General features: G+C 62.0%; 7 protein-coding genes. 4 read left to right on the top strand and 3 right to left on the bottom strand.

Annotated features, from left to right (window positions below; translation table 11 throughout):
• A partial coding sequence (locus tag AC1DXO_RS16215) for a hypothetical protein (protein ID WP_476979208.1) occupies window positions 1-7,862 on the bottom strand: 7,862 nt, incomplete at its 3' end.
• Between the two features lie 498 nt (window positions 7,863-8,360).
• Between AC1DXO_RS16215 and lepA the strand changes: the two genes are divergently transcribed.
• The 3 genes from lepA to AC1DXO_RS16200 all read left to right on the top strand — a co-directional run bounded on the left by lepA (window position 8,361) and on the right by AC1DXO_RS16200 (window position 12,292).
• Window positions 8,361-10,166 carry a translation elongation factor 4 gene (lepA, locus tag AC1DXO_RS16210; RefSeq protein ID WP_476979207.1) on the top strand — a complete coding sequence of 602 codons (1,806 nt, stop codon included), beginning with the start codon at window positions 8,361-8,363 and terminating at the stop codon, window positions 10,164-10,166.
• Window positions 10,167-10,385: 219 nt separating this feature from the next.
• The gene (locus AC1DXO_RS16205) at window positions 10,386-11,729 is read left to right on the top strand and encodes a patatin-like phospholipase domain-containing protein (protein ID WP_476979206.1); all 1,344 of its coding nucleotides are present in this window, start codon (window positions 10,386-10,388) and stop codon (window positions 11,727-11,729) included.
• Entirely contained in the window at window positions 11,726-12,292 is a 567-nt protein-coding gene (locus AC1DXO_RS16200; RefSeq protein ID WP_476979205.1) for a CDP-alcohol phosphatidyltransferase family protein, read from the top strand. The genes AC1DXO_RS16205 and AC1DXO_RS16200 overlap by 4 nt, the downstream gene beginning before the upstream one ends.
• A gap of 47 nt (window positions 12,293-12,339) precedes the next feature.
• On the opposite strand, the gene AC1DXO_RS16195 is transcribed toward AC1DXO_RS16200, so the two are convergent.
• Window positions 12,340-12,957 (bottom strand): CGNR zinc finger domain-containing protein, encoded by a 618-nt coding sequence (locus AC1DXO_RS16195; RefSeq protein WP_476979204.1) that lies wholly within the window; start codon window positions 12,955-12,957, stop codon window positions 12,340-12,342.
• 36 nt (window positions 12,958-12,993) lie between these two features.
• On the opposite strand from AC1DXO_RS16195, the gene AC1DXO_RS16190 reads away from it, so the two are divergent.
• A complete protein-coding gene (locus AC1DXO_RS16190; protein ID WP_476979203.1) occupies window positions 12,994-14,202 on the top strand; it encodes a hypothetical protein in 1,209 nt (402 codons plus the stop codon).
• On the opposite strand, the gene AC1DXO_RS16185 is transcribed toward AC1DXO_RS16190, so the two are convergent.
• Window positions 14,175-14,762, bottom strand: coding sequence for a hypothetical protein (locus tag AC1DXO_RS16185; protein ID WP_476979202.1), 588 nt, complete (start codon window positions 14,760-14,762; stop codon window positions 14,175-14,177). The genes AC1DXO_RS16190 and AC1DXO_RS16185 overlap by 28 nt on opposite strands.
• Window positions 14,763-14,831: the final 69 nt, after the last annotated feature.

Here is a 14,831-nt window from a genome sequence, read left to right as displayed (position 1 = left end):
GGCCGTTCCTCGCTTTTCAGCAGGCCATTGGTGTAGTAGGTGTAGGTCGTTACCGCGAGCGAGGCGTTGGTCATCTTTGTGCGATTGCCCAGGCCGTCGTATTCGTAGGTCGTGGTATTGTTTTCGCCGTCAATACTGGTCAGGACGCGACCGTCGCCGTCACGGGTAAATTTGGTTTCGTTGTAGGTGTCGTTGACAGCCGTAGCCGGCCGATTGGTCGTGCTGATGGCGCCGAGGTCGACGGGCGTGGCGTAACGCTTGACCGACTTGATACCGCCGTCCAGGCTGTAGGCCGTTTCGGTGGCGTAGCCGATGGCATCGATCTGCCATTGCTGGCGGCCCAGGGTATCGTAGTAGAAGTAGCCGACGTTCAGGTTCGGGTCGGTCAGCTTGACCAGGTCGCCGAAGGCATTGTAGACGCGGGTCGTCACCGCCAACAGGGAGCCCGTGGCCGGGCCGGTCGGTACGCTGGTCGTCTTCAGGCGACCGTCCTTGTAGTAGTTATAGGTGGTGACATAGCCATTACCGTCGGTCGAACTGGCCAGGCGGCCCAGGGCATTGTAGGTCGACTTGGTGACCACCACCTCCGTGGCGCCATAGGCCGCGGTCTGGGTGACTATGCCATTGGTGGCGTAGGTCCAGTTTGTCCGAACGACATCGGTCGAACTGTAGGCGACATCCGTCCGGGTTTTGCGGCCGAAGGCATCGTACCAGCTGTGCGTCTGCACACCTGCCGGATCGATCACATTGTTCAGGTTGCCGTCATTGTCGTAAGCATAGCTGGTGTTGCGGTCGTTTGTCGCGTCGACCGTCAAGCCCTGAAGCGCTGTACCGGACCAGGCCAAGACGCCGCTCGCTGTAAAGCGCGTGGCGTATTGCATCATGGCCTTGACCAGGCCGAGATTGTTGTAGCTATATTTTGTAACGGCGCCGTAGCCGTCGACGGCGTAGATCAGGTGGTCGTCGTCATACAGTGCGCGTGTTACACGGTCGTTGGTGGTGTCGGCATTCGACGTCACCCAATTGGCCATCGCCGTCATGTCTGGCGCGCTGGTGAAGGCAGACGCCTTGCTGTATGCGATGGTCTGGACGACATGGCCCCACGCATCGTAGGTGTAGGCGCTGACCGACCCGGCCGGATCGATCGTATAGGCCTCGCGCCCGACGCTGTTATAGACGTGGCGGGTGATCAGCTTTTCGGTAGACGCTGTGGTCAGGTAGAACGATGTCTGCGTCACATGGCCCAGGTTGTCGTAGCTATAGTCGGTACGGCGGCTGCCGGAATCAATCGTGTAGTTGACGGTGCCGTCGGCGCGGTAAAAATAGGTCGTCGCGCGGCTGCCGGTCGTGCTCAGGCCGTCCATCGTCGTCTTGACCAGGGTGCCGGCGGTCGTATAGGTGGCGGAGTAATCGGTCTCCTTCGTAACCCTGCCGAAGCTGTCATAGTCGTATTTGACCACGGTGCCGGCGGCACTGACGGTATAGATCGCCCGCCCGTCCGCATCATAGAGCGAGCGCGTCGCCGCGTCATAGGTCCCGCCGTTGACACCGCCATAGTCGCCGACCCAGGTCGCCATGGTGCCCGCATCCGGCATATCGGTCGGCGAATAGCGGGTATTGTATTGTACGGTCTGGATCACCAGACCCAGGCTGTTGTAGATATAGGCGGTGACCGCATCGTCGATCGTTTCCGCCGAACCTTCGGCCGAACCGATGGCATAGGCCAGGCGACCGCCGTCATCATAGGCATAGCGCGTCGTCAGGTCGTACGTATGGACGTAAGCATTGCTAGCAATCGTCTGGACGTCAGCCAGGGTTGGCGTCGTACCGGCAGTCACCGTCAGTTCGGTGGCGTAGCGCACGGTCTGGATGACGCGGCCGTTCTTGTCGTAGGTATAGCCCGTTACCGATCCGGTATTCAGGCCTGACGCGTCGGCCAGTGGTGACAGTGACCAGGTCAGGCGACCGGCCGCATCGTAATAGGAATAACTTCTGAGGTCCTTGCTATAGGCCTTGGTCGGGACCCAGGTATCGCGCAGATAGGCCAGGGTCTGCACACCCGTGGCGGTGAAGGCATTGTAATAGCGGGTGGTCTGGGTGACGCGACCGTCGCCGTCATATTGGTACGCCGTCACCAACCCGGCCGGATCGATGGTGTAGACGGCACGCCCGGCGGCGTCGTACACGGCCCGCGTCACGACATCGAGGGTGTTGGTCAGACCGTTCAGCGTGGTCAGGTTCGGTGTGCCCGTCGCTGTGTACAGGGTGACATAGCGGCTGGTCAGGGTAACGCGGCCGTCTGCGTCGTACTTGTAGCCGGTGACAGAGCCGGTCGCGTCGATGCTGTAGATAACCCGGCCGGCGCCGTCGTAGACGGTTCGTGTGATTAGGGCGTTCGTGGTGCTCAACGCATTCAGGGTCGTGACGTTCGGCGTGCCGGTCGTGGTATAGAGCGTGGCGTATTGCGTTTGCTGGATGACCCGGCCGTCTGCGTCATACTTGTAGCCGGTCACCGCGCCGAGCGGATCGATGCTGTAGGTAATCTGGCCGGCGGCGTCGTAGACGGTCCGTGTGATGCGGGCATTGGTGGTGCTCAGCGCGTTCAGGCCGTTTACATCCGGTCCGGTCGGCGGTGTGGTGTAAAGCGTATTGTACAGGGTGGTCTGGGTGACCTGGCTTTCATTGCCGGTATATTTGTAACCCGTCACGGCGCCGGTCGGATCGATGCTGTAGATCACGCGGCCGCTGGCGTGGTAGACCGTGCGTGTGATGCTGGCGCCGGTCGTGCTCAGGGCTTGCAGCGTGGCCAGAACCGGCGTCCCGGTTGCCGTATACAGGGCGGCATATTGGGTTGTCTGGGTCAGCCGGTCTTCATAGTCGTAGCCGTAGCCGGTGACGATGCCGTTGGGATCGATCGTGAAGATGATACGGTTGTTGGCGTCATAGACCTTGCGCGTCGTCTTGTTCTCAGGGTTGGTTATGGCGATGACATTGCCATCGGCGTCATAGCTGTAGGACGTCGTCAGGTTCAGGCCCGTCGGATTCAGGCCTGTCGGATCGACCGCCTCGGAGGCCAGGCGGCCGACCGCATCGTAGGTGTACAGGGTGACGACCCCAGCCGGCGAGGTCACCGTCAGGGTGTTGTTGCCGTCATAGTCCCATTTGGTGACCAGGTTCAGGCCGGTCGGATCGACCGCCTGGGTCAGCTTGTTGCCGGCCAGGTCGTAGGTATAGGTGGTCGCTATGTTGGTGGCGTCGGTGACGGTCACCACCTGCCCTTTTCCATCATAGACCCAGTTCGTCGCCAGTCCGCCGGACACGCTGGTCACCGTCTCGGATTTCAGCCGCCCACCCTCGTAGCTGTAGGTGGTGACCACCCCGGCCGCGCTGGTGACACTGCTCAGGAAACCGGCCTTGTCGTAGAGACGGACCTCATCGTTATTGAGACCATCCTTCGTCGAGGTCAGGTTGCCGTCGGCGTCGAAGCCATAGGTCGTTGTCGTGTTGCTGCGATCGACGACCCTGACCGTCTGGCCGTAGGCATTGCTGGTCGTGATGGTCGTCGTGCCATTCGGATCGGTGATGGTGATCTTGCGGTCGAAGGCGTCGTAGTCATAGAGCGTTTCCGCCCCGGTCCGGTCGTTCAGGGTCACCACATGACCGAAGGCATCGTAAGTGTACTCGGTCGCATTAGGCAGGCCGTCGCTCTGCAACCAGACCTGATTGTTGCGATTATAGGTCGTCGTGCGCACCGTGTTGTTCGGATCGGTGACGTCCTTCACGCGACCGAAGCCGTCGTAGCTGTAGCTGGTCTTCAGCTTCAGCGCCGCAAAATCCGCCGTCGTGCTGAGCAACAGGCCGCGCCGGTCGTAAGCCCGGTCGGTCTGCACGCGCTGGACCGTCGCCGTATTCTTGTAGGGCGAGAGCCGGCTGATCTCTTCACCGAAGGCATTGTAGGTGAAGTCGGTGACTTCCTGCTGCAGCACGCTGTTGATCACCACCCGGTCGGTGGTCAGCTTCTTGACATTGCCGTCGACGTCGTAGGCGATGACACTATGACCGTCGCGGTTGCCGTCGGCCACGATGGCATTGGTCAGGGCGGTGACGATGCGGCCACCGGTCAGGGTCGCCAGGGTAGCAGTCCCGATCGCCGTGGCGTAGGTCCACACGTCGCTCTTCTGGTCGAAGGCGTTGTAGGCGTATTTAACAACGCCGCCGGCCGCATCGACCTGGTAGGCCAGCCGGCCGTTGTCGTCGTAATAGTACAGGGTGCGGTTGCCGTCGGCGTCGCGCTGCGAGATCAGGCGCCCCGCCGTATCATAGGCATAGGTCGTGGCGTAGTCGGTCCACACCTGATCCTTGTCGGCCTGCAGGGTTTTGGTCGCCAGGACAGCCGAGCCGACACCCGACAGTTCGGCGGTCTTGCGGCCCAGGCCGTCGTAACGGATATTGGCCGTCCGGTCGTCCTGCAGACTGGCATTGAGCGCATTCTTGCTCACCGTCGTCTGGCTGGTCAGGTTGTAGACATCGTCATAAACGTAGGTCGTCGTTTCGGTCGCCCCGCCCGTCAGGGTCAGGATCTGAGTCTTGGTATGACCGTACTGGTCATAGGTGTAGTCGGTGACCTCGAGCTTGCCCGAGGCCGCCGGCAGGCTGTCCCACGTCGTCGTCGCCGTGACCGTGACCGTCGCACCGCCGCGGGTTACCTTGCCGACAAACCCCGGGACATTGTAGTTGTCGTAGCGCGTGACATAGCCCTCGCCGTCGACCGCCGCCCTCAGGCGCCCGGCATTGTCGTAGAGGTACCAGTTGTGGATGTCGTTGGCGGCATTGGTGCCGACATCGCTCTTGAGCTGGGTCAGGGTGCCGGTCGCCCGGTTGGCCGCCACGGTGGCGTTGTACGAGGCGATGGTGTGCCGCTTCTGGCCGGCGCCGTCATACTCGGTCTGGGTCAGGTAGCCTTCGGCGTCCAGCGCCGCCACCAGGCGGCCGTCATTGTCGTAAAAGGCGCGTGTCACCCGGTCCTTGGTCGAGCTCGTCGTCACCGTCACCGGCGCAACCGGCGGCGTGGTCAGGAAGGTGGACACCGAGACGGCTGTGTCATAGGCCGTGGTCTTGATCAGGCGATCTGCCTTGTCATAGGCATAGGCGACCACATCGCCCAGCCCGTCGATGGTCTGCACCAGCCGCCCGTCGGCGTCGTAGATGTTCCAGTTGAGGCGATCATTGGTCGTCGAGGTGGCCGGCGTCACCTGGGACAGGGTGATCGAGGCCGACGAGGTCGTGGCAGTCTTCAACAGATTGAGCTGGGTCGTGGTCAGCCTGTTGCCGTAGGCGACCGTACGCACCAACTGGTCGTAGGTGTTGTAGACATAGGCCGTGACGCTGCCGTCGGTGGCGACGTCGGCCACCTTGCGGTTCAGTTCGTCATAGACGCCGTAGCTCGACAATAACGTCGTCGTGTCCGTCGTGCGGATCAGGTTGCCGTTGGAATCATAGGTATACTGTAGCGTCGTGCTGACATTGCTGCCGCTGACCGCATAGGTGGCCAGTTCCCCGGCCCGGTCATAGGTCGATGTCTGGGTCGTTCCGTTGGCCAGCGTGACCACGGCCTGCAAGCCGGTCGCATTGTCGTAATAGTCGGTCCTGGTCTCCTTGTTGTTGAAGGCGGTGAACTTGATCACCCGGCCGAGGCCGTCATAGATATAGCTCTCCGTCCCGGTCATTCCGGACATGACACGGCTGATAAGGCGTCCGGCCTGATCATAGCCAAAGGTCGTCGTGTTGGACAAGGTGGCCGTGCCGGCGGAATCGATCTGGCTGTAAGTCCGTGCCGTCCACAAGGTCCCGCGCTGGTCGTAGGTATAATCGGTGCGCAGGGTCTTCGACTTGTCGGCGATCGCCAACACCCAGCTATTCATAGTCCCCAGCGCCGGCGCAGCATCGATCGCCAGGGTCGACACGTCGTAAGTATTGGTCGTATACTGAGTCACCCGGGTATTCTGGCCCGCGCTGTCATAGTTATACAGCGTGACTTCGCCCAGGGCGCTGATGGCATAGGCCAGGTGGCTTTCGGTGTCATAGACATAGCGCGTGGTCTGCGGCGTCGACGCATCGGCATAGACCGTCCGCGTCAGCAACTGGTTCTTGCTGTCGTAGCTGTACAGGGTCTGCTGACCCAGGGCGTCGGTCATCGACAGCACATTGCCGCTGGCATCGTAGGTATAGGTCGTCGCCGGCGCCTGGGCGCCGCCCAGGATCACCAGGGTCGGACGCGCGATGGCCACAACGAGCGCAGCTGTGCCGTCGGCCGTCGCATCGACCATCAGCTCGACATAGGCCGCCCCCGCCGGAACCGTCGCCGATCCGCTGACGAAGTTGCCGGAGGCCGGGCCGGCCGTCATCAGCGAACCGCCTTTGGTGCCGGTGATGGTGGTGGTGCTCAGCACTGTGCCGCTCGAATTGCGCCACACCGCATTGAGCCGGACCGAGCCGGCGCCCGAGGTCGCCGTATAGGCGCTGAACTGCACGGTCTGGCCCGGCGTCACCGCGGTGTAGGACGACAGGGCCGTGCCCTGTCCCAGCGACATCACCGTCCCCGAGGCCGCCGTCGCATTGGTCGTGCGGCGATAGACCATGACGCCGCCGTCGCGCTCGGTCGACTGGGTCGTCGCCACCGACGGGGTGATGGTCAGGTCGTTCCACGTCGTGGTGTAGTTGGTGAAGTTGACGTCGCCGATGCTGTTGGGCAGCAGGGCGCTGTACAGCAGGTTGCCGTCATTGTCGTAGGTGAACGTCCGCAACTGCGGCGGGCCGTCGGTCACCGCCGGCGGCGAGATCAACCGGATCAGGCGGTTATTACCGTCATAGACCATGGTCGTGCTGTTGCCCTGCGGATCGGTGACCGTCGTCCACCCCGTCCCGTAGCGGAACGAGGTCACCGTGGTCGTCGACGCATCCACGGTCTGGGTCACGCTCGCGACCAGGCCGCCCGTCGTGTAGACGATGTCCAGCTTCGTGCCGTCGCTTTGCGTTATCGAGTTGATACGGCTGGCCGCATCATATCCGTAGGTCGTGACGTAGGTCTCGCTGTCTGCGGTATTTTCAGGCGTCAGGTCGACCGTCACCGTGGTCAGGCGCCCCGAGCCGTCGTAATCGTACGATGTCCGCGTCTGGGTCTTCACGACGCTGGCCGAATCCCAGAACGTCGTCTCGATCGACTTCACCAGCGACGAAGTCGCATTGAGATAGGTGAACCTGGTGAAGTCGTGCGTGGTGTCGCCATTGGCCATGGTGATCCGGTCAAGCCGGCCATTGCTGTCATAGCTATAGGTCATCGCRTTGAGGTCGGCGTCCTTCACCGACTTCAGGCGGCCGGTGGCGTCGTCATAGATCTCCGTTGTCCGTGACTTGCCGTCCGTCCACGTCCATTCGCCTGCGGCATAGGCCAGGGTATCGTAAGCCCCCCCAGACTCGTTGGCGACATAGAGCCCGCTATAGGTTCCGCTGTTGGCGTAGGTATACAGGATCTCGGAACCGTCGGCGGCATAGCGCGTGATTGTACTGGGGTATTGATTGCGCGTWCCGCTCAACGAGCCGACATGGCGCTGATAGCTTTCCTGCCAGTCATTGGCCGTGTAGTTGCCGAGGCTGTTATAGGTATTGGTGATGACGTCGTCCGGCCCCTTGCCGAGCAGCATCTCATCCTGGCTCTGGATCACCAGATTGCCCGTCGCGGCATTGACCGTCACCCGGTTCCCCGCCTGCCCCAGCAGGGCCGTACCCAGTTGTCCCTGGGACCCCAAAAGCATGGCAGAATTACCGATAAGCCCGCGCACCGCACCCGTTACAACTGCAACCATGACAAATCCCCTCAACCCGCCGGCGCTGCGCCGGACTCTGCTCTGTTCAAAGACTCAATCGGAAGATTTTGGAATTTGTTTAGCGGCCATCCCCAACTATTTTTGCCGCGCCAACTAATCCATTGTTTCTAAATGTTATTATTTTTAAAAAAATTTGCAGGTTGGAAGAACTCAGGCCCGATCTCGCAATCTCGGCAAGCCCGCAAATACGGGCCAATCGCACGTCTCATCAACTATGCGACCGCCGACATCGTGATTTACGAACGGTATGCCCGCAGCCGCCCTGTTTAGATCCTACGCGCTTTTAAACGTGACCCTTAGCCCCCTGGCCGGCCCTCCACTCGAACCATCTGTGCCATGGCGGTCAAAGGTTATAGGTTTGACTCGGCATACTGAGACATCTGTGTTCCCACCGACCATCGCCAACCCAAAACGCCCCGCACCACCGATCCATCACAAAAGCTTGGAAACCAAGCCGCATCATGCTATCCGCCGCGCATGAGCACCGACCTGTCCCTGATCCGTAACTTCTCCATCGTCGCCCACATCGACCACGGCAAATCCACCCTGTCCGACCGGCTGATCCAATATACGGGCGGCCTGACCGCGCGTGAGATGAAGGAGCAGGTCCTCGACAATATGGATATCGAGCGCGAGCGCGGTATCACCATCAAGGCCCAGACCGTTCGCCTCAACTACAAGGCCCACGACGGCAAGACCTATATCCTGAACCTGATGGATACGCCGGGCCACGTCGACTTCGCCTACGAAGTCTCGCGGTCCCTGGCCGCCTGCGAAGGCTCCATCCTGGTCGTCGACGCCTCGCAAGGCGTCGAGGCCCAGACCCTGGCCAATGTCTACCAGGCCATCGACAACAACCACGAAATCGTTCCCGTCCTCAACAAGATCGACCTGCCCGCCGCCGAGCCCGAGCGCATCCGTCAGCAGATCGAGGACGTTATCGGCATCGACGCGTCGGACGCCGTCCTGTGCTCGGCCAAGTCCGGCCTCGGCATCGAAGACGTCCTGGAAGCCATCGTCACCCGCCTGCCCGCGCCCAAGGGCGACAATACCGTGCCGCTGAAGGCTCTGTTGGTCGACGCGTGGTACGACCCCTATCTCGGCGTCGTCGTCCTCGTCCGCGTCTTTGACGGCATCATGAAACCCAACCAACTTGTCAAGCTGATGAACGCCGGCGCGACCTACAAGGTCGACAAGCTGGGCGTCTTCCAGCCCAAGGCAACCGATGTCGAGGCGCTGGGACCTGGCGAGATCGGCTTTTTCACCGCCCAGATCAAGGAAGTCTCCGACGCCGCCGTCGGCGACACCATCACCGACGAGCGCAAGCCGACGGCCAAGGCCATGACGGGCTTCAAGGAAGTCCAGCCGGTCGTCTTCTGCGGCATCTTCCCGGTCGACGCCGCCGATTTCGAAGACCTGCGCGCCGCCATGGGCCGCCTGCGCCTCAACGACGCCAGCTTCTCGTTCGAAATGGAAACCTCGGCCGCCCTGGGTTTCGGCTTCCGCTGCGGCTTCCTGGGGTTGCTCCATCTGGAAATCATCCAGGAACGACTGACCCGCGAATTCAATCTCGACCTGATCGCGACAGCCCCGTCGGTCGTCTACAAGATCCATATGAACAATGGCGACGAGATCGATCTGCACAATCCGGCCGACATGCCCGACCCGTCGCGCATCGACCATATCGAAGAGCCGTGGATCAAGGCGACCATCTTCTGCCCCGACGACTATCTCGGCGCCATCATCAAGCTGTGCCAGGACCGCCGCGGCGAACAGGTCGACCTGTCCTATGTCGGCCCGCGCGCCATGGTCGTCTACAAACTGCCGCTCAACGAAGTCGTCTTCGACTTCTACGACCGCCTGAAATCGGTCTCGAAGGGCTATGCCAGCTTCGACTACAGTATCGACAACTACCGCGAAGGCGACCTGGTCAAGATGTCGATCCTGGTCAATGCCGAGCCGGTTGACGCCCTGTCGATGCTGGTCCACCGCGACCGGGCCGAGATGCGCGGCCGCGGCATGTGCGAGAAGATGAAGGACCTGATCCCGCAGCACCTGTTCGTCATTCCTATCCAGGCGGCGATCGGCGGCAAGATCATCGCCCGCGAAACCGTCCGCGCACTGCGTAAGGACGTGACGGCCAAGTGTTATGGCGGCGACGCCACGCGCAAGAAGAAACTTCTGGAAAAGCAGAAGGAAGGCAAGAAGAAGATGCGGCAGTTCGGCAAGGTCGAAATTCCGCAAGAGGCGTTTATCGCTGCCCTCAAAATGGACAACGATTAAAAGTCATTCTGGCGGTCTGCAAACGCGTCATCCCACTGCGATACGGTGCTCACGTACTTGAGTACGCTCCGCTCCGTGTCTCGCGGGCTAACGGTTTTCGCCACGCCATAATGACTTTTACGACAGCGCCATCGCGCTACTGTAAAATCGCTTTCAATTTTGAACGATGTTCAGTAGCATAATCCCTGCGGAGCTCGGATTCGACGCAGGGATAGTCACATGGCGTTGCGCGACTGCGATCTGGTTCTAAAAGGTGGCGTGGCCTCAGGCCTGGTTTACGGTTCCCTCATCGGAGGCCTGTCGCAGAGCTGGCGCTTTCGCGGTCTCGCCGGCGCCTCGGCAGGTGCGATCGCGGCGGCGCTGGCAGCGGCGGGGGAGTATGCCCGTCAGTCGGGAGATCCTCACGGCTTCGACCGCCTGAAAACGCGCTGTGAAGCCCTGCCACATCTGTTGCCATCGCTTTTCCAGCTAGCCAAACCGTTTCGCGCCCTGATGAAGGCAGTCATCTTCCTCGCGCCCGGCTCGTTCAAACCGCGGTGGGGACGCGCCCTGGCCAGCCTGTATGCCTCCATCCTGACTGGCCTTATCTGCGGCGCCGGTACGCTGGCTCTGTTTGATGCCGCCTTCGGCCTGACTGTGGGCGATCCCAGGGCTTGGCCGGGAATAGCCGTGGCGGCATTGTTCGGTGCCCTGTTGGGTCTTTGCGCCTATGTGATACATCGGGTCCGGTTGGCCGCCAGCGACTACCATTTCGGCATATGCAGCGGCCTGGGCGAACATGCCGGCCAACCCGCGATCACCGACTGGCTGGATCAATCCCTGTCCGATGTCGCGGGTTGCGACCGTGACCGAGTACTGACCTTCGGCGACCTGCGCCGGACAGGCATCGATCTGCGGGTGGTGACCACCAACATCACGGCGGGTCGCATCCACATGCTGCCGGAGATGGACGACGACATCTGCTTCGACCCCGGAGTCTGGGCCGCCCTGTTCCCGCTTTCCGTGATGCTGCATCTGAAAGCGACACAGTCCGACCCCGCCGCGTCCCTGTGGCGGATGCCCGCCACCGACGACCTGCCGGTCCTCGTGGCTGTCCGCATGAGTCTGGGCTGTCCCGGCCTGCTGGCCCAGGTACCGATCGAAGCCGGAAGGACACGCCACTATCTCAGCGACGGCGGGCTGGCGCTCAACTTTCCGCACACAGTGTTCGACCGGGCGGACAAGGCGCACCCAACCTTTGGCGTCGATCTTGAAAGCCTGAGCGCCAGCGACGACCTGGATCGCCGCGTATGGACCCTGGCGGATGAAGTCGACAAACCGCGCGCACCCGACGCCATTGGTGGGCCGTTTGTTTTTCTGTGGGCCATGGTCTGCGCCATGCGCGAGGCCCACACGCGAACCCTCATAAGCGATCCTGCCTGCGCGGCACGCATCTACCGTATCGGCCTGACGCGCGCTCAGGGCGGAATGAACCTCGACATGCCGCCGGCTCAGGTGCGCGACCTGATGGCCTATGGCGAAACGGCGGCCAGGATCATCACCCGGGACTGGAGTCAGACATGAAAGCAGGTTTCAAGATCGCCAATGTGCTGACCGGGGCGCGGTTGTGCCTGATGGTTCCGTTGTTTGCGCTCCTCACCCAGGGACCGGGCTACGCGGCCCTGGCTGTCTTCCTGCTGGCCGGGCTAACCGACATCCTCGACGGCTACCTGGCGCGCAAACTCAATCAGGCTTCGCCATTCGGAGCGTTTTTCGATCTCCTGGCCGATCGCATGCTGACCCTGACCCTGTTCGCCGGCCTGCTGTCGTTCGGCGCCCCGTCGCTTGGCTTGATCGTCGTCGCGGTCGTGCTGATCGGACGCGACCTGCTGGTGGCCGGCCTGAACGAAGCCCTGCCCGGCCAGCTGAATATCCGCGTCACGCCGCTTGAGCGGATCAAGATCGCCTGTCAATTCCTGGGCTTCGCGCTTCTGATCACGCCGGCCATGGCCGAGCCGGTGCTTTGGGCACAGGTCGGTCTGGGCGCCCTGTATGTGGGCGCCGCCCTGTCCGTCATGACAATGATCGATTACAGTCGCCGTGCCGCCAAAGTGTTCATGAGGCAGGACGCTTCAGCCGAAAACTGACTCTCGCTGCGATACGGTGCATACAAGCAACCGCCTCACGCCGTATTTTACCTCGGACTGCCGGCCTGCGTAACGCGCTGATAATGCCGCCGCGCCTTGGCCTTGTTGCCACAGTCGCGCATGCTGCACCACAGGCGATGACCGGAGCGCGCCCGGTCGAGGAAAACCCACCCACAACCATGCCCCTTGCATTGCCGGATCTTGCCGGCCGTCTCCGAACTGAGCAAATCGACGGCCTGCGACAGGATGGTGGACAGAACAATCTCCGACGCACGGGTTCCATCGCGCCATGCCCAGCGCAGGCCGGCGCCATGGGCGCTGAGCTGACGTTTGGCGCCGATATCTTTCAGCATACGGTTGAGCACATCGACGGGCCCGGCCTCCGGCGGAGTCTGGGCGGCGATCGCGGCGAACAGCGCATACAGGGTTTCGCGCGCCCGGCGTACCTCATCCAGTTCGGACGCACCAATGAGCGCCTTTAAGGGCTCCGGGTCCAGACCCGCCGCCACGATCCAGTCGGCGAAATTTCCCGGCGTGGCCAGGTCATCACGCCACAGCTTGGCATCCAGACGGTTGCCGACCGTATTGACGAAATCGAGCGCCACATGCCCCCCAACCAGGTCGAAGTGGGATTTGGGGGCTTGCACAACGTCGGGCTTTTTCATATTATAACCCTATAATCTAATTTAAAGGGTTATATAATGCGTGCTCGTCTTCTGTCAATTCTGCTGGCCCTGGGACTTGTCCTGGCAGGCGCTGTTCATGCCTCCGCCCAGCGTCTCGACGGGCCATGGGCCTTCCGCACCGGCGACGATGTCGCCTGGAAGGCGCCCGACCTTGACGACAGTGGCTGGGAGACGATCAGCCTGGCCGCGGCGCCCGACGCTCACGACTCCGATGTCGGGCTCAAAGGCTATGTTGCGGGTTGGCGAGCGCGCGGTCACGACGGCTATTCCGGTTATGCCTGGTATCGCATGCATGTTCGTCTGCCGGCGGGCGACCGGCCGGCTTTACTGGCCTCGGCCTATGTCGAAGACGTCTATCAGGTCTATTGGAACGGCACCTATATCGGCGGGTCGGGCGACTTCCGTCACGCTGTGCCCGTCGTCTACAGCACGCGACCGACCCTGCTGCCCCTGCCGCCCGGAAGTACCGAGGGCGTCGTCGCCATTCGCGTCTGGATGGCGCCCGGTGATAGCCGCGAAGCCGACGCCGGCGGAATCCACATCGCGCCGGCTGTCGGCGATATGGCCACCTTGATGCCGCTGTATCGCGAACAATGGCGGCAGACCTTCGTCGGTTATGTCGTCGATGCCGTCGAGCCTCTACTCTTCTGCCTGCTGGCCGGCCTTGTGTGGTGGCGCCAGCCCGCTGCCGTGGCGGCGCGATTCACCGTGGCCCTGGTCCTGACCGCCGCCCTGCGCGTCAATCAGGCGACCTATGCCTGGGGCGCCTTCGAAAGCCTGCCGATCTACATGTTGGCGCGCCAGGTGCTCATCCCACTGGGCGTGGTGGCCTGGGCCCTGGCGTGGCAGGCATGGCTTGGCCTCGACAAGCCGGTATGGCGGGCATGGGCGGGCTATGCCGCGGCGGCGATAGCCACGGTCGTTATGCTGCCGGGCGGCGAACTATCGGCGGCGGCACGCATCGCCATGGCTGTGGTCTTCGCGGCCATGACGGTTGATGCCATGGCGGGACGCAATACGCGTCCGCGCCTGACGGCCCTGGCCATCGTCCTTCTGTCGGTCGGCCTGTTCGCCGGGGAGTTGTCGAGCCTGAACGTTCCGGGCATATGGTTCCCCTTCGGCGTCGGGGTCTCACGGACGCAATTCGCTTATGCCGGGCTGATCGCCGTCCTGGCGGTCCTGTTCGTAAGGCCCGCCTACAGAACCATCGCGATATCGCACTGATAGACGTAGAAATCGCCCTGGGTCGAGTGGAACATCAGGTCGACAAAATTGGCCGCCTTGGGCTTGCTCAGCACGAAGCTGACATGCTCGACACCATTGATCAGCTTTGGCGCCTGGGACAGATCGGCGGACTTGTCCGGGCTGGTGGAATTCCGGGTAAACGAGATGACCAGGGTGCCGGGCTTTTCGGCTGCGACGACACAATCGACAAAATAGGTGCGCGCCGCCGTATCGACCTTGCTGATCGACAGGTGCAGGTAGCCGTCCGGCTCAAACCGGGCATGGGGCTTTTGCTTGTCCTGACTGAAGGCGACGACCCAGGGACTCAGCGCCGCCATGGTGTAGACCGGGGTTTCCATCATGTGATACCAGGTCAGGCTGGCCACAGGCGTGGTCTGGACCGGCTTCTTGATCAGTTCCGAGGCGATCTGGCCACGCGCCGCGGCACTCAGACTGCCCGACGACCTGGCCGCGGAATTATCGGCCATCGCGGCCGGTGCGGCAAAAAGTATGGCGGCAAGGCAAGCAACTGGACCAACAATTGGGTAAGCGATCTTCATGACGTAACCCCCGGCTTTGCGGATAAGGAACAGCGTTATGCCGCCCTTAGCCACTATAGCCGGGTTATG

Source organism: Asticcacaulis sp. P2_C5 (genome assembly GCF_056404555.1).
Note: the sequence above shows the minus strand (reverse complement) of the source record. Positions and strands in the feature narration are given on the sequence as shown.